This is a genomic window from Coriobacteriaceae bacterium (assembly GCA_025992855.1).
Taxonomy (GTDB): Bacteria; Actinomycetota; Coriobacteriia; order Coriobacteriales; family Coriobacteriaceae; genus Collinsella.
The window spans coordinates 196,097-217,756 of record DAJPGB010000001.1; the positions used below are offsets into that span (position 1 = coordinate 196,097).

A 21,660-nucleotide genomic window follows, 5' to 3' on the forward strand; every position below is an offset into this window, starting at 1 on the left:
TGAACTTTCCTGCTCTGCAGTCCTGCGCAAGACGGAAAGCACATTAAGTGCTTTCCTTTGCGTGCGGAACTCGCGATAAAGTTCATATATGCCGCCCGGCCCCCGCAGCGCGCAGGGACTCCCATCCCAAATGTGCGGAGCAAAGCTCCGCACGCCATCTTTTCTTCCAGCTAAAGAACGGCGTGAATTCGACGCTGGCAGGTTAACTTTGCTGGACGTTGTCGACACCGCTCCAGCTCAGAAGCTATATCGATACAGAAAGGTCCCCGGTCGGAGGGGCCGGATATAAGGTTTATCGCGAGTTCCGCACGCAAAGAAGGCCACTTAATGTGGCCTTCGTCTTGCGCAGGACTGTAGAGCAGGAAACCTTATATCCGGCCCCTCCGACCGGGGACCGAGCCTTACCAGTTACAGCGTCATATTCGGATCGGCGTCGACGTCGAACGGCGAGATTTCTCCTCGGTCGAATTTGCGACGGGCGACCTCCGCGATCATGGCGGCGTTGTCGGTGCATGCCGAGAGAGGCGGTACCGTCACACGGATGCCCTGGCGTCCGAGCTTTTTGATCATCATCTCGCGCAGATGCGGGTTGGCCGAAACGCCGCCGCCGATGCAGTACTCCTTGCACCCGGTAGCATGCAGCGCGTTCTTGGCCTTCTTGTACTGCACGTCAAAGACCGCCGCCTCAAACGAAGCCGCCAGGTCGGGCAGATGAATCGTACGCCCAGCCTTGGTCTCCTGCTCAATGTAGAGCGTCACGGCCGTCTTTAGACCCGAGAGCGAGAAGCGATAGTCTCCCCTGCTGTTAAGCGCACGGGGGAAGTCAATCGCCTTGGGATTGCCCGTCTCGGCCAGCTTGGAAATGATGGGGCCACCGGGATAGCCCAGGCCCAACGCCTTGGCAACCTTGTCGAAGGCCTCGCCCACGGCGTCGTCGAGCGTCTCGCCGAGCACCTCGTAGTCACCCCACGCCTTTACGTGGACAAGCATGGTGTGGCCACCCGAGACGAGCGTAAAGATAAACGGCGGCTTGAGGTCGGGCTGCGCCAGAAGGTTGGCGAACAGGTGGCCCTCCAGATGGTTGACGCACACGAGCGGCTTGCCGGCAGCATAGGCAAAGCCCTTGGCAAAGGCGACGCCCACCACGAGGGCACCCACCAGGCCCGGACCCTGCGTCACACCCACGGCGGCTAGCTCGCTGGGGGCAATCGCTCCGCCCTCAAGACCAAGCGATGCCGCGGCATCCTCGAGCGCCGCGTCCACGACACTCACGATAACCTCAACGTGCTTGCGTGAGGCAATCTCGGGCACCACGCCACCAAAACGGGCATGGAAATCGATCTGCGTCGATACCTGGTTGGCAAGCATGTTGCCGTCCGCGTCGATAATCGCCACGGCCGTCTCATCGCAGGAGCTCTCGATGGCAAGCACGAGGCGACGGCGCTCAATTTCGGCACGCTCCTCAACGGTGCGCTCGGGTGCGGGCAGCGGCCATACGCGCTGCTCAGCTGCCGTCGGCTCGGGCGAAGCATTGTCGACCGGAAGCACCAGAGGCAGCGGAGCCGTCATGACGATGGCATCTTTGCCGGCACCGTAGTACCCGCGGCGGCGGCCCGCCTCGGTAAAGCCCAGGGCGGCATAGAGTGCGATCGCACCCTCGTTGCCGTCCTCGACCTCGAGCGATGCCGTCGTGCAGCCAAGCATCTGGGCGTCATAGCTCACATGCGACAGCAGCTTACGGGCAATACCCTCACGGCGATGCGTCGGATCGACGGCAACGTCCATAATTTGCACGTCACCATCCACGACCATGCCGCCGGCAAGACCTAACAGCTGACCGTCGTCGTGCGCAACCCACCAGCTGCGCGGCGCCGCGACATCCTCGCCCAGCTCGGACAGGAACATGCCCGGAGTCCACGCCTCGTGTCCAGCACCTTCAAAGCAGGCAGCCTCTAGCGCGCTTGCGCCCTCGGCATCCGCTGCACCCATGGGACGGAGCTGCAGATGGCGACCGGCGAGCTCATCAGCAACGCCCGTAATTTCACTCTGCGCACTCTCGGCAAGACCGAGACGCTTACGCTCGTTTTCCTCGGCATCCGAAAGACGCGTATAGATCGGTAGGACGCGGGCCGGATCGCCGTCACCTGCGGCATGCGCAAGGAGCAGGCCCTCACCCGAAGGCCACCACAAGGCGCGCTCTACGCAGCGGGCGGTCTCGTCCTCGTCCAGCAGCTTGCCATAGCGCACCAAACCGTCGCCAGTCAGCTTAACCTGATCCCAATCGGCGGCCTGGCGCCACTCGTCGAGCGCCACGGCGGCCTTAGCCACGCGCTCGCGCTCAAACAGTCGCTCAGGGCCCTCATCGTTCAACACATACAACGCCGGGTACACCTCGCCGCGCATGGCATCGGCAAGAATACCGAGCTTGCCGCGCACTCCAGCCTTCCACGCCGTCCATGCGCAGGCATCGAGCGTCGATACGCCCAGCAGCGGCACGTTGGCACCGCGCGCCAGGCCTTTTGCGGTAGAGATGCCAATGCGCACGCCCGTAAACGAGCCCGGACCACGACCGACCACATAGCAGCCGACATCGCTGCGATCCAAACCGGCCTGTGCCAGCACGCCATCAACGGTATTCACGAGTTCCACGTTAGCGTGGCGGCGGCACAGATGGTCGCCACTCGCCAGCTTCGCCTCGCCCGTCTGCGCATCGGTCCAACTTGCCGCGCAGGCAAGCATGTCGGTCGAGGTATCGAGCGCCACAACCAGCGCGTTATCGTTAAGCAAGCTCATCTTGTACAGCCTTATCAATCAAATCGGAAAGCTCCGTTGCGCGCTCGCCGTGCGCCTCGAGCGTTATCGTTCGCACATCGCTATCGTCCTCATCACGTTTGAGCGTTACCGAAAGATACTCATCCGTCAGCTCGTCCTGGAATTGTTCGCCCCATTCCAGCAGGCAAGCACCCTCGTAGCCCAGCACATCGAAAATGCCTGTATCCTCGAGCTCGTAGGCATGCTCCAGGCGGTACAGGTCAAAGTGGAACAGCGGAATACGACCTTGGTCGTGAACGGCCATGAGCGCAAACGTAGGGCTTGTAACCATATGCCCGTCGCCCAGACCGCGTGAGACACCCTTGGTAAAGTGTGTTTTGCCCACCCCCAGGCCGCCGGTCAAAATCAAAACATCGCCATCTTCCAGGCACGGTGCGACCAGCTCGCCAAAATGCTCCGTATCGGCGGTGCAAGTCGTTTTGAAAGTACCTACCCCCAGGCGCTCCAGGGACATATGCGCTCCTTATTAGTTCGAGGCGCTCTCTGGCGCGGGATGTCGCTCCAGGTAGTCGCCCAGCATCTTAAAGTCTTCCTCCAGCAGCTCCTGCCATGCCGGGTTGCGCAGCGCCGCCGCCGGATGGAACGTGGGCATCACCACAAAGTGCCCCATCTGATGGAACCTGCCGCGCAGTTTGGTAATGCCGATCTCGGTCTTGAGCACAAAGTGCGTCGCGGGATTGCCGAGCGTCACGATGATATCGGGCCAAATGCTTCGAATCTGCTCACGCAAAAACGGGGAGCAGGCCAGAACTTCCTCGGGACGAGGATTGCGATTTCCCGGCGGGCGACACTTAAGCACGTTGGCGATATAAACGTCTTCGCGCTTAAGGCCCGCCAAAGACAGAATGCCGTTGAGGTCCTCGCCTGCCGCCCCCACAAAAGGTTCGCCCTGCAAATCCTCGTTGCGGCCCGGCGCCTCACCGATAAACATCACACGGGCATGGGGATTTCCCACGCCAAAAACGATGTTATGGCGCGATTGATAAAGCTGGCACAGGCGGCAATCGCCTAAAACCGCCTCGATCTCCTCGAGCGCGACCTCGCGCGGCGCCTGATGGCTATGGCCGGGGATGTGCATGACGCCCATGGCGGCTCCTACACGTAGACCTTGTCGAGACGCATGCCAAAGCCGCAGGCGACCTCGTAGTTAATCGTGCCACGCAGGCGCGCCATCTCGTCCATGGTAATCTCGGCATCGCCGTCGCGGCCGACAATAATCATCTCGTCGCCGTACTCGGCCTCGGGAATCTCGTGCGCCGGGTTGGACTGAATGGCAACCATAAATTGGTCCATACAGATATTGCCCACCTGGCGAACGCGCTCGCCGCGATATAGCACATCCATGCGGTTGGAAAGCGTACGCGAAAGACCGTCTGCGTATCCGATCGGCAACGTGCAAATCTGGACGCGCGTGCGAGGTACGCGATAGGTAAAACCGTAACCCACGCCCTCGCCCATCGCAGGATGCGCCACGCGTGTCACGCGCGCGTGAACGCCCATGACGGGATCGAGCTGCATCACACGACCGCTCAACTCACACGGCTGCAGGCCATATAGACCGATGCCGGCGCGAATCATATCAAAATGCATCGAGGAATCGAGCATTGAGGACGGCGTATTGGCGCAATGCACGATGCCGCACTCAAAGCCAGCGTCCTTTATCGCCTGAACGGCCTCGGTAAAACGCTGACACTGCAGTTTATAGTCCCAACCGGTCGGCTCATCGGCCGTTGCAAAGTGAGTAAAGACGCCATCGCATTGGATGCCGCGATGGAAACTAATACCGCGTACAAAGTCGAGCACCTGCGTATAGTGAACGCCAATGCGATTCATGCCCGTCTCGATAGCCAGATGGTACTTGCCCACCTTGCCGGCCGCAACAGCGCATTCGCCATAGGCCAGCGCAAAATCGGACGTATAGACCGAAGGCATGATGTCGAACTCGAGCAACGTGGGGATTGCCTCGATAGGCGGCTCGCTCAAGATCAGAACGGGCTTGGTAATTCCACCCTGACGCAGCTCAACGCCCTCATTGACCGTCGCCACAGCAAACATGTCTGCTCCGGCAGAGTACATGATTTTGGCGCACTCTACAGCACCATGGCCATAGGCATCGGCCTTGACCACACAGCACAGACGCTGACGCGGGTCGAGCAGGTTCTTGTAAGCCCTCGTGTTACGGCGAAGTGCCCCGCGGTCGATCTCAACCCAGGACCAGCGCGTCAAATCGGCCTTATTCATGATTAGTCATCCGACCCTTCGTCCATGATTCCCAGATCTTCGAGCGCATCCTTTGCCGCCAACTCCATGGCGGGGCCGATCAAGTCAATCAGATCGGTCGCAATAACGCTCTTCTCACCGTACTCCGTCGCTGCGGCAAAACCAGCGTAGCTGTGGAGCGCGACGGCGTACGAATATAGCAGTTCCCAACGATCCATCTCGTCGCGCATGGTGGCCAGCGTGCCAGCCAAAATGCCCGCAAGAACATCGCCCGAACCGGCAGTCGCCAGCGAAGCCGGACCCGAGAGCGGGAGCAGCACACGCTCGACACCGCAGATAGCCGTCGTCGGCCCCTTAGCGATAACCACGAGATTATCGGAGCCGGCAGCCCAGACAACCTTCTGCGCGGCCGCGATTGCAGTCCCCAGATCGTTGACCTCGTCACCGGCCACAAGACGCGAAAGCTCGCGATAGTGCGGCGTCATGACGAGAGGCTGCTCACGACGATACATCTCGGGATTGCTATCGATACCGTCAATGGCAATCTTAGAGAGGCAGTTGAGCGCATCGGCGTCCAAGATGAGCGGTACATCAAGCTCAAGCAGGCCCGAGACTACCTGCATAGCGCCAGCAGACGTCGTCATACCGGGGCCGCACAGCACGCAGCTGTACTTCTTTGCAATCTCGCACACCGTCATGCGCGCAGCAGCACCAAAGGAACCGCGGGAATCGGACGGGATAGCAAAGACGGGAATCGAAGGAAGCGCCATGCGAATAAGGTTAGCACAGGCATCTGGCGTTGCGACCGCCACATAACCGGCACCAGCACGGGCAGCAGACTTGGCTGCCATAATGGCGGCACCAGGGTACTGCGCAGAGCCGGCAACAATGAGCACAGAGCCACGGGAATACTTATCGATATTCGTTGGCAGCGGAGCGAAGTAATCGACCAAGTCGCCAGGCTCAACGATCTCGGCCGCATGGTCCACATCATCGATAACCTCGTCAAGACGATCGTAAAGATTACCGCAGACCAAATCACCAGCGTACTCAGGACCATCGGCACTATACAAACCAATCTTAGGGGCAATCATCGTTACCGTACGCTCGGCACGAATGCAATCGTCATCAACCGCGCCAGTCTCGGCATTCAGGCCCGAGGGGACATCGATAGACACGACGCAATCGGCGCATTCGTTGACCGTAGGGATCCAAATGGAGAAAGGCGCACGCAGATTCCCGTGGAAACCGGTGCCAAAAATAGCGTCGACAACGACATCGGCCTTATCAATCAACACTTCGAGCTCGTCACGCGAAGGGCCAACGCACACGTGCACGTCACGGCCGGCAGTACGACGAGCAACGTGGCGAGCTAGCGCGGCGGGAATCTCATCGGGCTCAACTGGGGAGACGATATCCACGTCCACACCCTTATGGCTCAGGATATCGGCGGCAACCCAACCGTCGCCGCCATTATTACCAAAACCGACCAAAACGAGAACCCGATCGGGATTGAGCTTCAAGACCTCGTTAGCGGCAAACTCACCCGCTAGCTCCATAAGCTCGGCCTTCGAAGTCCCTTCGCGTTCGATAATATCCTCGAGACGAACGACTTCCTCGGTACTTAAAACCGGTTTCATCTATGCTCCTAGCGTATCTTGCGAAGCATCGCCCAGGTGCTCCGACAAAGCTGAATTCTGCAGCTGCTCAAGCTCATCCAAAACAGAACGAGCCTCTTTGAATGTCTGCGCGACGCGCTCCATGGTGCTCACTTTCTCCTCTTTAGGCTTTGGCCGAGCATCTTCGGTAATCGCGATGGCATTTGCAACGGCCAAGTCTCCAGTAAGCGTAATGGAAAGAGCGACCTCAACAACACCCAGCTCTTGAGCAATCTCGAGCGCGCGACCGGAAAGTAAAGCTTTCGGTTTTCCGAGCTTATCGCGCGTAACCGAAACATCCTTGCGGCCAACACCTTGGCTAAATCCCGTTCCGAGAGCCTTTAGCACCGCCTCGCGCGAAGCAAAGCGGCTGGCATAGTGAGCGGCAGGACGCGAAGAGGCATCGCAATACGCGCACTCTTCTTCGGTAAACACACGCCGAGCAAACGACGGCGTCTTTTCAAGAATTGATTTCATGCGGGAAATCTCGACGATGTCAACGCCGATACCAGCTTCAGCCATGTTCACCTCCATATTGCACAGACTCAGTTATTGTAGCCCGTTCACAGAAGATGCGACAAACGAGGGTCATAAAACACAGCGACTATGTGAGATAGAAGCCCATAAACGCAAAAAAGGGGGAGGCCGCGAGGCCTCCCCCTTCTTCAATCCAAGCGTACGGCTCGGTGCCGTCCACCGGTCAGCGGCGCCCTGGCCTCCCACGGGCTGACCCCGCAGTACTCTCGGCGCGATGGGGCTTAGCTTCCGGGTTCGGAACGGGACCGGGCGTGCCCCCCATGCTCTGGCCGCTGACCGGTGGGCGGCGCCCACCGTTACGGTGTCCGGTGTCTACTCACGTGCCCTGGGGGCCGCATGGCGCATAGGAGAGGTGACTCGGGGGCATCCTCGTGCCCGGACCGCGCGCATGAGCGCTCAGTCCCGCGGGCCGCGAGGTGCGGTTCCGGAAGAGCTCGGGCGATTAGTGCGGCTCGGCTGAGGCTGTCGCCAGCCTTGCACCTGCCGTCTATCGACCAGGTAGTCTACCTGGGCCCTTACCGGAAGGAGAACTAATCCCTGGAACGGCTTCCCGCTTAGATGCCTTCAGCGGTTATCCGCGCCGCACGCGGCTACCCGGCCGTGCCGTTGGTCGACAACCGGTTCACCGGAGGTGCGTCCACCCCGGTCCTCTCGTACTGGGGGCAGCCTCCATCGATTCTCCTGCGCCCACGGAGGATAGGGACCGAACTGTCTCACGACGTTCTGAACCCAGCTCGCGTACCGCTTTAAACGGCGAACAGCCGTACCCTTGGGACCTGCTCCAGCCCCAGGATGCGATGAGCCGACATCGAGGTGCCAAACCTTGCCGTCGATGTGGACTCTTGGGCAAGATCAGCCTGTTATCCCCGGAGTACCTTTTATCCGTTGAGCGACGGCCCACCCACTCGGGGCCGCCGGATCACTAGAGCCTGCTTTCGCACCTGCTCGGCTTGTGGGCCTCGCAGTCAAGCCCGCTTGTACTCTTGCATTCAAAAGGACGGTTGCCGACCGTCCCGAGCGGACCTTCGCGCGCCTCCGTTACCCTTTAGGAGGCGACCGCCCCAGTCAAACTGCCCGCCTGGCACGGTCCCCGAGCCGGTTGACGGCCTCGGGTTAGGACGCCGGTCGCGCGAGGGCAGTATTCCAAGGGCGGCTCCCCGGGGGCTGGCGCCTCCGGATCTGTGCCTCCTGCCTATCCTCTACACGCGGGACCAGCGGCCAATGCCAAGCTGCAGTGAAGGTTCACGGGGTCTTTCCGTCCTTCCGCGGGTAAGTCGCATCTTCACGACCAGTGCAATTTCACCGGGTCCATGGTCGAGACAGCGCCCAAGTCGTTGCGCCTTTCGTGCAGGTCGGAACTTACCCGACAAGGAATTTCGCTACCTTAGGACCGTTATAGTTACGGCCGCCGTTTACCGGGGCTTGGCTTCGGGGCTTCGCCTTGCGGCTAACTCCTCCGCGTGACCTTCCGGCACCGGGCAGGCGTCAGACCCTATACGTCGCCTTGCGGCTTCTGCAGAGTCCTGTGTTTTTGGTAAACAGTCGCTTGGGCCTCTCCACTGCGGCCCGCCTCCGCTCCCGGAGCAAGTCCGTTCACGTACGCGCGGGCACCCCTTCTCCCGAAGTTACGGGGCCATTGTGCCGAGTTCCTTGACCATGGTTGACCCGATCGCCTCGGTATGTTCTACCCACCCACCTGTGTCGGTTTGCGGTACGGGCGCGCACGCGCCTGCCTAGGGGTTTTTCTAGGGACCTCGGGCTCACTCGCTTCGCTTGATCGCTTCGTCCGGAGCCTCGCCCTCGTGCGGACCGGATTTCCCTGGTCCGCGGGCCGCGCTCCATCACGGGGACGTCCAGAACCCCGCCGAGCCACCCCCATCCGTCGCCCCGTCGGTCGTAGCGCCGCGTGCGCGGTGCAGGAATGTCTGCCTGCTGCGCGTCGGCTACGCCTCCCGGCCTCGCCTTAGCCCCCGACTGACCCTGGGAGGATTAGCCTTGCCCAGGAAACCTCGGGTTCACGGCGGACGAGTTACTCTCTCGTCTCTCGCTACTCATGCCAGCATTCTCACTCCCATGCGCTCCACCGCCGGTCGCCCGGCGGCTTCGCCGCCCATGGGAAGCTCCCCTACCGATTCTAATGAATTAAAATCCCGCCGCTTCGGTGTCCAGCTTAGCCCCGTGTATTGTCGGCGCATGTCCACTCGACCAGTGAGCTGTTACGCACTCTTTGAATGCATGGCTGCTTCTAAGCCAACATCCTGGTTGTCTGGGCGGACGCACATCCTTTGCCACTCGGCTGGAACTTGGGGACCTTAGCGGGCGGTCCGGGCTGTTTCCCTCTCGAGCACACAGCTTAGCCCACATGCTCTGACTGCCGCGCTCTGGGCCGCCGGCATTCGGAGTTCGGTTGGATTCGGTAGGCGGCGAAGCCCCCTCGTCCATCCGGTGCTCTACCTCCGGCGGTGAACGCGCGACGCTAGCCCTAAAGCTATTTCGGGGAGAACGAGATATCTCCGGGTTTGATTGGCCTTTCACCCCTATCCGCAGGTCATCGCCGCCGTTTTCAACCGACGTGCGTTCGGCCCTCCACGGGGTCTTACCCCCGCTTCAGCCTGCCCACGGATAGCTCACCCGGCTTCGCGTCCGCGGCGCGGGACTCAAGTCGCCCTGTTAAGGCTCGCTTTCGCTCCGGCTCCCTTTCGGTTAACCTCGCCCCGCGCCAGCGACTCGCTGGCTCATTCTACAAAAGGCACGCCGTCACAACTGAAAAGTTGCTCCGACTGCTCGTGGGCGCACGGTTTCAGGTACTGTTTCACTCCCCTCCCGGGGTGCTTTTCACCTTTCCCTCACGGTACTGGTGCGCTATCGGTCACAGGGTAGTACTCAGGCTTGGATGGTGGTCCACCCAGGTTCGGACCGGGTTTCACGTGCCCGGCCCTACTCAGGGACCGCGTCGCGCCGTCCGGTCTGGGTTCGCGTACGGGGCTGTCACCCGCTGCGGCCGGCCCTCCCATGCCGTTCCGCTCCCCAGCCGGACCTGCGCCCGGGGGCGGCAGCCCCCGGATGCGCGGCCCTGCAACCCCGTCGGCGGAACCCCTGCCGGGTATGCCCGCTCGACGGTTTGGCCATCGGTCCCCTTTCGCTCGCCGCTACTCGGGGAGTCTCGAGATTGATTTCCTCTCCTCCGGGTACTTAGATGTTTCAGTTCCCCGGGTTGTCCTCCCGGCCCCTATGTGTTCGGGGTCGGGATATCCGTACTGCTACGGATGGGTTCGCCCATTCGGAGACCCCCGGGTCGAAGGATGTGTGCTCCTCGCCGGGGATTATCGCAGCTTGCCGCGTCCTTCATCGGCTCCCTGTGCCAAGGCATCCGCCGTGCGCCCGTGGTATCTTGCGGGACCGCTCTCGGGCCCGCGGGATATCCACGTGTCGCTAAAATTAATTAATCGATATCATGAATAGCGCTCGTATGTCGCAATTCGGGTATCTCATACCGCGGCACAGTAGTTGACTGTGCTCGCGATCAGATGCTCCTCACTCATTTATAAGTGAATTCTTCTTGTTTGGATCGGATGAATGATTGCTATCATTCTGTCTGATAAATCGCAGAAAAGAATCGAGTCTGGAAGAATGATCTTCCATCTCTCTCCTATCGCTATGCGGCTCTCAAGGTACGCGGGTGCGACCCCGGGGACCGGGTGCTGCGGGGACTTCATCGCGGGCGACATCCACCGGACGGGCTCCTGCCCTCTATTCGAGTTAAAGTTTGTCTCTCTAAGAACGTATCTCCCTAGAAAGGAGGTGATCCAGCCGCACCTTCCGGTACGGCTACCTTGTTACGACTTCACCCCCCTCACCCTCCACACCTTCGGCGCCTCCCCCCTCGAAAGGTTGGGCCGGCGACTTCGGGTGCAGACGACTCGGGTGGTGTGACGGGCGGTGTGTACAAGGCCCGGGAACGCATTCACCGCGGCATGCTGATCCGCGATTACTAGCAACTCCGACTTCATGGGGGCGGGTTGCAGCCCCCAATCCGAACTGGGGCCGGCTTTCCGGGATCCGCTCCCCCTCGCGGGGTGGCATCCCTCTGTACCGGCCATTGTAGCACGTGTGCAGCCCAGGGCATAAGGGGCATGATGACTTGACGTCGTCCCCGCCCTCCTCCGCCTTGACGGCGGCGGTCCCGCGTGGGTTCCCGGCATCACCCGATGGCAACACGCGGCGGGGGTTGCGCTCGTTGCGGGACTTAACCCAACATCTCACGACACGAGCTGACGACAGCCATGCACCACCTGTATGGGCTCCTCTCGGCCACGGGGTCTCCCCCGCTTCACCCATATGTCAAGCCCTGGTAAGGTTCTTCGCGTTGCTTCGAATTAAGCCACATGCTCCGCTGCTTGTGCGGGCCCCCGTCAATTCCTTTGAGTTTTAGCCTTGCGGCCGTACTCCCCAGGCGGGACGCTTAATGCGTTGGCTGCGGCACGGGGGGATCGTCCCCCCACACCTAGCGTCCATCGTTTACGGCTGGGACTACCAGGGTATCTAATCCTGTTCGCTCCCCCAGCTTTCGCGCCTCAGCGTCGGTCTCGGCCCAGAGGGCCGCCTTCGCCACCGGTGTTCCACCCGATATCTGCGCATTCCACCGCTACACCGGGTGTTCCACCCTCCCCTACCGGACCCAAGCCGCGGAGGTTCCGGGGGCTTCGGGGGGTTGAGCCCCCCGCTTCGACCCCCGGCCTGCCGGGCCGCCTACGCGCGCTTTACGCCCAATGAATCCGGATAACGCTCGCCCCCTACGTATTACCGCGGCTGCTGGCACGTAGTTAGCCGGGGCTTCTTCTGCAGGTACAGTCTTGACTCTTCCCTGCTGAAAGCGGTTTACGACCCGAAGGCCTCCGTCCCGCACGCGGCGTCGCTGCGTCAGGGTTCCCCCCATTGCGCAAGATTCCCCACTGCTGCCTCCCGTAGGAGTCTGGGCCGTGTCTCAGTCCCAATCTGGCCGGTCGGTCTCTCAACCCGGCTACCCGTTGTCGGCACGGTGGGCCGTCACCCCGCCGTCTACCTGATGGGCCGCGGAGCCATCCCCTCCCGTCGGGGCTTTAGCCGGGGTGCCATGCGGCACCCCGGGGTATCCGGTATTACCCGTCCTTTCGGGCGGCTATCCCGGGGGAGGGGGCAGGTTCTCCACGTGTTACTCAGCCGTTCGCCACTCGCTTCCACCCGGAGGTGGGTGCCGTTCGACTTGCATGTGTTAGGCGCGCCGCCAGCGTTCATCCTGAGCCAGGATCGAACTCTCCGTCCAAAATATATGGGCTTCGAGCCCGTCCGGTCCTCACAACTATTAGCTGATCGGTTCCGTTCGATTCATATGGTTCTATTTGATAGGAAAAGGAATTTCTCGGGGCCGCCTCTCGGCGGCCTTGCGAAAAACAAATCCAAGTTAGACCATTTCAAATGGTTCGATGTCTGCCCGGATGCGACACATCTGGTGTGTCCATCCTCGCAGTATCCGGTTCTCAAGGTGCACGCCTTCGCGGCTCATCCGGTTCCACCGGGCCGCGCGGCAAGGAGATATATTGCCAGACCGGAGGGGCCTGCGGGGCGGGAATCGCGCACTCCATATTTTGTTCACAAATGAATCATGAGGCCCTGAAAATAGCCAAGGTCTTATAGGTGGCCATAGTTCCCAGACAGACCGTATGACCTCGGTGATCTTGCTGTCTGATGTAGACGTACTGGTCTTATACCCCAATCAACGGGAGGCATATGCTCATGGATGCAAGAAGCGATATTGCTTTGAGCAACCGACTTAAATAGCAATGGGGGCCCTATCAAACAACGATAGGGCCCCATTGCTACATGATTCTCCTGTAATGCAAAAAAGGGGGAGGCCGCGAGGCCTCCCCCTTCTTCAATCCAAGCGTACGGCTCGGTGCCGTCCACCGGTCAGCGGCGCCCTGGCCTCCCACGGGCTGACCCCGCAGTACTCTCGGCGCGATGGGGCTTAGCTTCCGGGTTCGGAACGGGACCGGGCGTGCCCCCCATGCTCTGGCCGCTGACCGGTGGGCGGCGCCCACCGTTACGGTGTCCGGTGTCTACTCACGTGCCCTGGGGGCCGCATGGCGCATAGGAGAGGTGACTCGGGGGCATCCTCGTGCCCGGACCGCGCGCATGAGCGCTCAGTCCCGCGGGCCGCGAGGTGCGGTTCCGGAAGAGCTCGGGCGATTAGTGCGGCTCGGCTGAGGCTGTCGCCAGCCTTGCACCTGCCGTCTATCGACCAGGTAGTCTACCTGGGCCCTTACCGGAAGGAGAACTAATCCCTGGAACGGCTTCCCGCTTAGATGCCTTCAGCGGTTATCCGCGCCGCACGCGGCTACCCGGCCGTGCCGTTGGTCGACAACCGGTTCACCGGAGGTGCGTCCACCCCGGTCCTCTCGTACTGGGGGCAGCCTCCATCGATTCTCCTGCGCCCACGGAGGATAGGGACCGAACTGTCTCACGACGTTCTGAACCCAGCTCGCGTACCGCTTTAAACGGCGAACAGCCGTACCCTTGGGACCTGCTCCAGCCCCAGGATGCGATGAGCCGACATCGAGGTGCCAAACCTTGCCGTCGATGTGGACTCTTGGGCAAGATCAGCCTGTTATCCCCGGAGTACCTTTTATCCGTTGAGCGACGGCCCACCCACTCGGGGCCGCCGGATCACTAGAGCCTGCTTTCGCACCTGCTCGGCTTGTGGGCCTCGCAGTCAAGCCCGCTTGTACTCTTGCATTCAAAAGGACGGTTGCCGACCGTCCCGAGCGGACCTTCGCGCGCCTCCGTTACCCTTTAGGAGGCGACCGCCCCAGTCAAACTGCCCGCCTGGCACGGTCCCCGAGCCGGTTGACGGCCTCGGGTTAGGACGCCGGTCGCGCGAGGGCAGTATTCCAAGGGCGGCTCCCCGGGGGCTGGCGCCTCCGGATCTGTGCCTCCTGCCTATCCTCTACACGCGGGACCAGCGGCCAATGCCAAGCTGCAGTGAAGGTTCACGGGGTCTTTCCGTCCTTCCGCGGGTAAGTCGCATCTTCACGACCAGTGCAATTTCACCGGGTCCATGGTCGAGACAGCGCCCAAGTCGTTGCGCCTTTCGTGCAGGTCGGAACTTACCCGACAAGGAATTTCGCTACCTTAGGACCGTTATAGTTACGGCCGCCGTTTACCGGGGCTTGGCTTCGGGGCTTCGCCTTGCGGCTAACTCCTCCGCGTGACCTTCCGGCACCGGGCAGGCGTCAGACCCTATACGTCGCCTTGCGGCTTCTGCAGAGTCCTGTGTTTTTGGTAAACAGTCGCTTGGGCCTCTCCACTGCGGCCCGCCTCCGCTCCCCGGGCAAGCCGGTTCACGTACGCGCGGGCACCCCTTCTCCCGAAGTTACGGGGCCATTGTGCCGAGTTCCTTGACCATGGTTGACCCGATCGCCTCGGTATGTTCTACCCACCCACCTGTGTCGGTTTGCGGTACGGGCGCGCACGCGCCTGCCTAGGGGTTTTTCTAGGGACCTCGGGCTCACTCGCTTCGCTTGATCGCTTCGTCCGGAGCCTCGCCCTCGTGCGGACCGGATTTCCCTGGTCCGCGGGCCGCGCTCCATCACGGGGACGTCCAGAACCCCGCCGAGCCACCCCCATCCGTCGCCCCGTCGGTCGTAGCGCCGCGTGCGCGGTGCAGGAATGTCTGCCTGCTGCGCGTCGGCTACGCCTCCCGGCCTCGCCTTAGCCCCCGACTGACCCTGGGAGGATTAGCCTTGCCCAGGAAACCTCGGGTTCACGGCGGACGAGTTACTCTCTCGTCTCTCGCTACTCATGCCAGCATTCTCACTCCCATGCGCTCCACCGCCGGTCGCCCGGCGGCTTCGCCGCCCATGGGAAGCTCCCCTACCGATTCTGAAAGTCAAAATCCCGCCGCTTCGGTGTCCAGCTTAGCCCCGTGTATTGTCGGCGCATGTCCACTCGACCAGTGAGCTGTTACGCACTCTTTGAATGCATGGCTGCTTCTAAGCCAACATCCTGGTTGTCTGGGCGGACGCACATCCTTTGCCACTCGGCTGGAACTTGGGGACCTTAGCGGGCGGTCCGGGCTGTTTCCCTCTCGAGCACACAGCTTAGCCCACATGCTCTGACTGCCGCGCTCTGGGCCGCCGGCATTCGGAGTTCGGTTGGATTCGGTAGGCGGCGAAGCCCCCTCGTCCATCCGGTGCTCTACCTCCGGCGGTGAACGCGCGACGCTAGCCCTAAAGCTATTTCGGGGAGAACGAGATATCTCCGGGTTTGATTGGCCTTTCACCCCTATCCGCAGGTCATCGCCGCCGTTTTCAACCGACGTGCGTTCGGCCCTCCACGGGGTCTTACCCCCGCTTCAGCCTGCCCACGGATAGCTCACCCGGCTTCGCGTCCGCGGCGCGGGACTCAAGTCGCCCTGTTAAGGCTCGCTTTCGCTCCGGCTCCCTTTCGGTTAACCTCGCCCCGCGCCAGCGACTCGCTGGCTCATTCTACAAAAGGCACGCCGTCACAACTGAAAAGTTGCTCCGACTGCTCGTGGGCGCACGGTTTCAGGTACTGTTTCACTCCCCTCCCGGGGTGCTTTTCACCTTTCCCTCACGGTACTGGTGCGCTATCGGTCACAGGGTAGTACTCAGGCTTGGATGGTGGTCCACCCAGGTTCGGACCGGGTTTCACGTGCCCGGCCCTACTCAGGGACCGCGTCGCGCCGTCCGGTCTGGGTTCGCGTACGGGGCTGTCACCCGCTGCGGCCGGCCCTCCCATGCCGTTCCGCTCCCCAGCCGGACCTGCGCCCGGGGGCGGCAGCCCCCGGATGCGCGGCCCTGCAACCCCGTCGGCGGAACCCCTGCCGGGTATGCCCGCTCGACGGTTTGGCCATCGGTCCCCTTTCGCTCGCCGCTACTCGGGGAGTCTCGAGATTGATTTCCTCTCCTCCGGGTACTTAGATGTTTCAGTTCCCCGGGTTGTCCTCCCGGCCCCTATGTGTTCGGGGTCGGGATATCCGTACTGCTACGGATGGGTTCGCCCATTCGGAGACCCCCGGGTCGAAGGATGTGTGCTCCTCGCCGGGGATTATCGCAGCTTGCCGCGTCCTTCATCGGCTCCCTGTGCCAAGGCATCCGCCGTGCGCCCGTGGTATCTTGCGGGACCGCTCTCGGGCCCGCGGGATATCCACGTGTCGCTAAAATTAATTAATCGATATCATGAATAGCGCTCGTATGTCGCAATTCGGGTATCTCATACCGCGGCACAGTAGTTGACTGTGCTCGCGATCAGATGCTCCTCACTCATTTATAAGTGAATTCTTCTTGTTTGGATCGGATGAATGATTGCTATCATTCTGTCTGATAAATCGCAGAAAAGAATCGAGTCTGGAAGAATGATCTTCCATCTCTCTCCTATCGCTATGCGGCTCTCAAGGTACGCGGGTGCGACCCCGGGGACCGGGTGCTGCGGGGACTTCATCGCGGGCGACATCCACCGGACGGGCTCCTGCCCTCTATTCGAGTTAAAGTTTGTCTCTCTAAGAACGTATCTCCCTAGAAAGGAGGTGATCCAGCCGCACCTTCCGGTACGGCTACCTTGTTACGACTTCACCCCCCTCACCCTCCACACCTTCGGCGCCTCCCCCCTCGAAAGGTTGGGCCGGCGACTTCGGGTGCAGACGACTCGGGTGGTGTGACGGGCGGTGTGTACAAGGCCCGGGAACGCATTCACCGCGGCATGCTGATCCGCGATTACTAGCAACTCCGACTTCATGGGGGCGGGTTGCAGCCCCCAATCCGAACTGGGGCCGGCTTTCCGGGATCCGCTCCCCCTCGCGGGGTGGCATCCCTCTGTACCGGCCATTGTAGCACGTGTGCAGCCCAGGGCATAAGGGGCATGATGACTTGACGTCGTCCCCGCCCTCCTCCGCCTTGACGGCGGCGGTCCCGCGTGGGTTCCCGGCATCACCCGATGGCAACACGCGGCGGGGGTTGCGCTCGTTGCGGGACTTAACCCAACATCTCACGACACGAGCTGACGACAGCCATGCACCACCTGTATGGGCTCCTCTCGGCCACGGGGTCTCCCCCGCTTCACCCATATGTCAAGCCCTGGTAAGGTTCTTCGCGTTGCTTCGAATTAAGCCACATGCTCCGCTGCTTGTGCGGGCCCCCGTCAATTCCTTTGAGTTTTAGCCTTGCGGCCGTACTCCCCAGGCGGGACGCTTAATGCGTTGGCTGCGGCACGGGGGGATCGTCCCCCCACACCTAGCGTCCATCGTTTACGGCTGGGACTACCAGGGTATCTAATCCTGTTCGCTCCCCCAGCTTTCGCGCCTCAGCGTCGGTCTCGGCCCAGAGGGCCGCCTTCGCCACCGGTGTTCCACCCGATATCTGCGCATTCCACCGCTACACCGGGTGTTCCACCCTCCCCTACCGGACCCAAGCCGCGGAGGTTCCGGGGGCTTCGGGGGGTTGAGCCCCCCGCTTCGACCCCCGGCCTGCCGGGCCGCCTACGCGCGCTTTACGCCCAATGAATCCGGATAACGCTCGCCCCCTACGTATTACCGCGGCTGCTGGCACGTAGTTAGCCGGGGCTTCTTCTGCAGGTACAGTCTTGACTCTTCCCTGCTGAAAGCGGTTTACGACCCGAAGGCCTCCGTCCCGCACGCGGCGTCGCTGCGTCAGGGTTCCCCCCATTGCGCAAGATTCCCCACTGCTGCCTCCCGTAGGAGTCTGGGCCGTGTCTCAGTCCCAATCTGGCCGGTCGGTCTCTCAACCCGGCTACCCGTTGTCGGCACGGTGGGCCGTCACCCCGCCGTCTACCTGATGGGCCGCGGAGCCATCCCCTCCCGTCGGGGCTTTAGCCGGGGTGCCATGCGGCACCCCGGGGTATCCGGTATTACCCGTCCTTTCGGGCGGCTATCCCGGGGGAGGGGGCAGGTTCTCCACGTGTTACTCAGCCGTTCGCCACTCGCTTCCACCCGGAGGTGGGTGCCGTTCGACTTGCATGTGTTAGGCGCGCCGCCAGCGTTCATCCTGAGCCAGGATCGAACTCTCCGTCCAAAATATATGGGCTTCGAGCCCGTCCGGTCCTCACAACTATTAGCTGATCGGTTCCGTTCGATTCATATGGTTCTATTTGATAGGAAAAGGAATTTCTCGGGGCCGCCTCTCGGCGGCCTTGCGAAAAACAAATCCAAGTTAGACCATTTCAAATGGTTCGATGTCTGCCCGGATGCGACACATCTGGTGTGTCCATCCTCGCAGTATCCGGTTCTCAAGGTGCACGCCTTCGCGGCTCATCCGGTTCCACCGGGCCGCGCGGCAAGGAGATATATTGCCAGACCGGAGGGGCGTCCGGGGCGGGAATCTGGGCGCACACATTTCCTACACATTTTGGGATTCAGCTGACGTTTGCCAGCCGTTACCTACCATTCACCGAGCGCGTCTTTATGGAGAGCGGTCTCATGGCTAGAGCGGATAGGCTCCCCTAGCTAAAGCGCAACCGGCATCGAGTAGCTCATCGCGCTCCTCCACCGAAAAGCCCTCGGCGTATACGCGCACAACCGGCTCGGTCCCACTCGGACGAACCAGCAACCACGTGTCATCCTCAAATGCCAAACGCAAACCATCCATATGGCTCACGCTCTGTGGGACCTTGCCGCATATCGACTTGGGATTTATACCCGGAAGCAGCGTTCGCAGCGACTCGGCGTCCTCGGCTTCGAGGCGCAAATCGCGGCGCCCGTAGCTCGTCTTGCCAAAACTGGCCTCGAGCTGATCAACCAGAACGCCCAAAGGCGCGCCCGTTTTTGCCATAAGCTCACACAGAATCAGACAGGCAAGGATTCCATCGCGCTCGGGCATATGGGCGGCGATGCCAATACCACCGGCCTCCTCACCGCCCATGAGGACACCGCCCTTTTTCATTTCTGCCGCTATATATTTAAAACCCACCGGCTTGACGGTCACGCGGCAACCGAGCGCCTCGGCAATACGGCGTACGAGCGTCGAACACGAGAGATTGACGACGATACGGCCCTCAAGATTTCGGAACTGCACGAGATCGCCCAGTACGAGCGCCATGATCTGATGTGGGTGTATATATCTACCGCGCTCATCGACCGCTCCGATGCGATCGGCATCGCCGTCGGTCACCAACCCGGCGCACGCTCCGTCCTCGACAACAGTTCGTTCGCAGGCATCCACCCACGGCTCGACCGGGTCGGGGCAAATATCCTCTTGACCGGATTCCTGTCCGGCATGTATCTCGTGGACCTCGACGCCAAGCTCGCGCAGCAGGTCGGCAAGATAGCCCTGGGCCGCACCGCCCATGGGGTCAACCACCACACGCAGGTGGGCGGCTCGAATGGCGCACGAATCGACAAACGATGCCACCGCCTGCATATAGTCAGGGATAATATCTGCGGTGCGGTAGTGTCCCTCGATCCCCATCGGCTCAGGAGCCATGGTATCTTCGAGCTCTTCGATGACATCCTGGTTGGCCGTCGAGCCGTCTCCCATGCGCAGCTTAAGACACAGATAGCCCTGTGGATGATGGGACCCCGTCACCATGAGTGCGCCGCAGGCATCGCCGTCATATGCCGCCGCCCACGTAAGGGCAGGGGTCGGGACAGGCCGAGATGCGAGCACGGCATCCAATCCGTGAGCCGCAAGCACGCCCGCCGCAAGCTCAGCGAACTCGTGCGCCTGGGGCCGGGTGTCGAATCCTATATATACCGTTTTGCCGGGATTGGTTTTTTGCCACAACTCGCCGACGGCATCGGCAATGCGGGCAACGTTGTCGACGGTAAAGTCCTCGTCGACGCGAGCACGCCAACCGTCAGTTCCAAAATGAATTATCGCGCACACGCGCAGACACCTCACAGTGTTTAGATCATGGTACGCATGAGGTATACCCGCAACGAGTGTTCAGCAACCTGCCGGAACAGGCATTCACCATTTGGGCAAATGCTGCCGAGGGCGTACAGACAATAAAAAAAACCGCCCCGTAAGGAGCGGTTTAACCTTTATATATCGAGCGCCTCGGCCATCGCCGCCGTAGTGATCGCCGTGGTTCCACAGCAACTGCCAACCATTGCGGCACCGGCATGCCTCCATTCGATGCATGCGCACGCGAAGGCTTCGGGGTTCTCGTGCCATACGGGGCCATCCTGAGTCTGGACCGGATCGCCCACGTTGGGACGCACCGTGACGGGCGTAGTCGCCGCTGCAACCATCCTGGGCACTGCGGCGCTCGCGGCCGCAAGCGAACAGCAGTTGACGCCAACCGAGCTTGCGCCGTGTTTCTCGGCGTACAAAACGGCTGCCTCGATGTTGAGGCCATCGCCCAGCAGATCGCCTTTATCGTCAACGACAAAACTCACCAGAACAGGCATGCCGTCGGCGGCATCTCGGGCGCCGGCAAGTATGGGCTGCAAATTGCGGATAGACGTCACCGTCTCGATCAGCAGGCCGTCGACACCGGCATTGAGCAAGGCGTGCGCCTGCTCGCGCGCAATGCCTCGGATCTCACGATACTCGGCAGAGTCCTCGGCAAACCACTCAATACCGATCGGGCCCATCGAGCCCAGCAGCAGTTGAGGGTGCGCCTGGCGGGCATCATCGACGGCCCCGCGATTGACCTCCGCCACGGACGGCGTGATCTGGTCGTGCTTGAGGGCATAGCTTGATGCCTGAAAGGTATTGGTGATGAGCACCTGCGCGCCGGCGGCGACATAAAGGCGATGGATACGAGAAACGGTCTGCGGCTCTGCCAGATTCCAAAACGCCGGTGGAATGTCGGCGGCATCGTACTCGCTCATCAGCACACTGCCCATGGGGCCCTGCGCCAACAGGGTCTCACTCGACAAACGGCGCGCAAGCTCCTCGGCACCAAAGCGGTTGTAGTAACTCGTATCCATATATCCCGCTATTCCTCGACGCTAATTCCCTGCTTTTCGAGATAGGCGAGCCAGCGGTTCATCGTGTCCTCGGAAAGCGCATGCTCCATCATGCACGCCTCGGAATCGGCGCGCTCAAAATCGACGCCGAGCTCTTGGACCAAAAACGTGCGGATGAGGCGATGGCGGTACCAGATAGCCGTACCGACCTCACGACCGCGCTCGGTCAGGATGACCTTGCCGTAGTGCGATTGCTCGACAAGCTCGGACGTTTTAAGCGCCGAGACCGCCTTATTGACCGATGCCTTGGAGACACCGAGGCGCTGCGCGATATCGACCGATCGCACACCGTTGGTCTCCCCCTCTTCGCTCTCGATGCGAACCATGCACTCCAAGTAGTCTTCGTTCGCCACCGTCAGGTGCAGCTCGCGCGAGCTATTTGTCGTTTCCATGACCTTCCGTCCCTTCTGCATTCAATGGGTGATTCTA

The 21,660-nt window shown here is 61.4% G+C and carries 9 protein-coding genes and 6 rRNA genes; all 15 read right to left on the minus strand.

What is annotated here, in order from left to right:
* Window positions 1-408 precede the first annotated feature (408 nt).
* Window positions 409-2,793, minus strand: a complete 2,385-nt coding sequence (gene tsaD, locus OIL88_00880; GenBank protein HJI70945.1) for a tRNA (adenosine(37)-N6)-threonylcarbamoyltransferase complex transferase subunit TsaD — start codon at window positions 2,791-2,793, stop codon at window positions 409-411.
* Entirely contained in the window at window positions 2,780-3,286 is a 507-nt protein-coding gene (gene tsaE, locus OIL88_00885) for a tRNA (adenosine(37)-N6)-threonylcarbamoyltransferase complex ATPase subunit type 1 TsaE (protein ID HJI70946.1), read from the minus strand. Before tsaE ends, tsaD begins: the two co-directional genes overlap by 14 nt.
* A 12-nt stretch (window positions 3,287-3,298) precedes the next feature.
* The gene (locus OIL88_00890) at window positions 3,299-3,919 is read right to left on the minus strand and encodes a uracil-DNA glycosylase (GenBank protein HJI70947.1); all 621 of its coding nucleotides are present in this window, start codon (window positions 3,917-3,919) and stop codon (window positions 3,299-3,301) included.
* Window positions 3,920-3,927: 8 nt separating this feature from the next.
* Window positions 3,928-5,073 (minus strand): alanine racemase, encoded by a 1,146-nt coding sequence (alr, locus tag OIL88_00895; protein ID HJI70948.1) that lies wholly within the window; start codon window positions 5,071-5,073, stop codon window positions 3,928-3,930.
* Window positions 5,074-5,075: 2 nt separating this feature from the next.
* Window positions 5,076-6,692 (minus strand): NAD(P)H-hydrate dehydratase, encoded by a 1,617-nt coding sequence (locus OIL88_00900; protein ID HJI70949.1) that lies wholly within the window; start codon window positions 6,690-6,692, stop codon window positions 5,076-5,078.
* The gene (gene acpS / locus OIL88_00905; protein ID HJI70950.1) at window positions 6,693-7,232 is read right to left on the minus strand and encodes a holo-ACP synthase; all 540 of its coding nucleotides are present in this window, start codon (window positions 7,230-7,232) and stop codon (window positions 6,693-6,695) included.
* Between the two features lie 176 nt (window positions 7,233-7,408).
* Window positions 7,409-7,524: ribosomal RNA gene (rrf, locus tag OIL88_00910) — 5S ribosomal RNA — on the minus strand.
* A gap of 145 nt (window positions 7,525-7,669) precedes the next feature.
* A 23S ribosomal RNA gene (locus tag OIL88_00915) occupies window positions 7,670-10,644 on the minus strand.
* Window positions 10,645-11,041: 397 nt separating this feature from the next.
* Window positions 11,042-12,549 (minus strand): 16S ribosomal RNA (locus OIL88_00920).
* A 642-nt stretch (window positions 12,550-13,191) separates the two neighbouring features.
* Window positions 13,192-13,307 (minus strand): 5S ribosomal RNA (rrf, locus tag OIL88_00925).
* Window positions 13,308-13,452: 145 nt separating this feature from the next.
* Window positions 13,453-16,426, minus strand: a 23S ribosomal RNA gene (locus tag OIL88_00930).
* 397 nt (window positions 16,427-16,823) lie between these two features.
* Window positions 16,824-18,331 (minus strand): 16S ribosomal RNA (locus tag OIL88_00935).
* Together the 16S, 23S and 5S rRNA genes form the textbook arrangement of a ribosomal RNA operon.
* 408 nt (window positions 18,332-18,739) lie before the next feature.
* Complete coding sequence (locus OIL88_00940) at window positions 18,740-20,140, minus strand: phosphoglucomutase/phosphomannomutase family protein (protein ID HJI70951.1); 1,401 nt, start codon at window positions 20,138-20,140, stop codon at window positions 18,740-18,742.
* A 158-nt stretch (window positions 20,141-20,298) separates the two neighbouring features.
* On the minus strand, window positions 20,299-21,192 hold the full coding sequence (locus OIL88_00945; protein HJI70952.1) for a homocysteine S-methyltransferase family protein: 894 nt from the start codon (window positions 21,190-21,192) through the stop codon (window positions 20,299-20,301).
* An 8-nt stretch (window positions 21,193-21,200) separates the two neighbouring features.
* Window positions 21,201-21,623 (minus strand): metal-dependent transcriptional regulator, encoded by a 423-nt coding sequence (locus tag OIL88_00950; protein ID HJI70953.1) that lies wholly within the window; start codon window positions 21,621-21,623, stop codon window positions 21,201-21,203.
* Window positions 21,624-21,660: the final 37 nt, after the last annotated feature.

What these genes read in the sequence shown, in the direction of transcription:
- tsaD (HJI70945.1), bottom strand. Translation starts at nt 2,793, where the DNA reads ATGAGCTTGCTTAACGATAACGCGCTGGTTGTGGCGCTCGATACCTCG.
- tsaE (HJI70946.1), bottom strand. Translation starts at nt 3,286, where the DNA reads ATGTCCCTGGAGCGCCTGGGGGTAGGTACTTTCAAAACGACTTGCACC.
- OIL88_00890 (HJI70947.1), bottom strand. Translation starts at nt 3,919, where the DNA reads ATGGGCGTCATGCACATCCCCGGCCATAGCCATCAGGCGCCGCGCGAG.
- alr (HJI70948.1), bottom strand. Translation starts at nt 5,073, where the DNA reads ATGAATAAGGCCGATTTGACGCGCTGGTCCTGGGTTGAGATCGACCGC.
- OIL88_00900 (HJI70949.1), bottom strand. Translation starts at nt 6,692, where the DNA reads ATGAAACCGGTTTTAAGTACCGAGGAAGTCGTTCGTCTCGAGGATATT.
- acpS (HJI70950.1), bottom strand. Translation starts at nt 7,232, where the DNA reads ATGGCTGAAGCTGGTATCGGCGTTGACATCGTCGAGATTTCCCGCATG.
- OIL88_00945 (HJI70952.1), bottom strand. Translation starts at nt 21,192, where the DNA reads ATGGATACGAGTTACTACAACCGCTTTGGTGCCGAGGAGCTTGCGCGC.
- OIL88_00950 (HJI70953.1), bottom strand. Translation starts at nt 21,623, where the DNA reads ATGGAAACGACAAATAGCTCGCGCGAGCTGCACCTGACGGTGGCGAAC.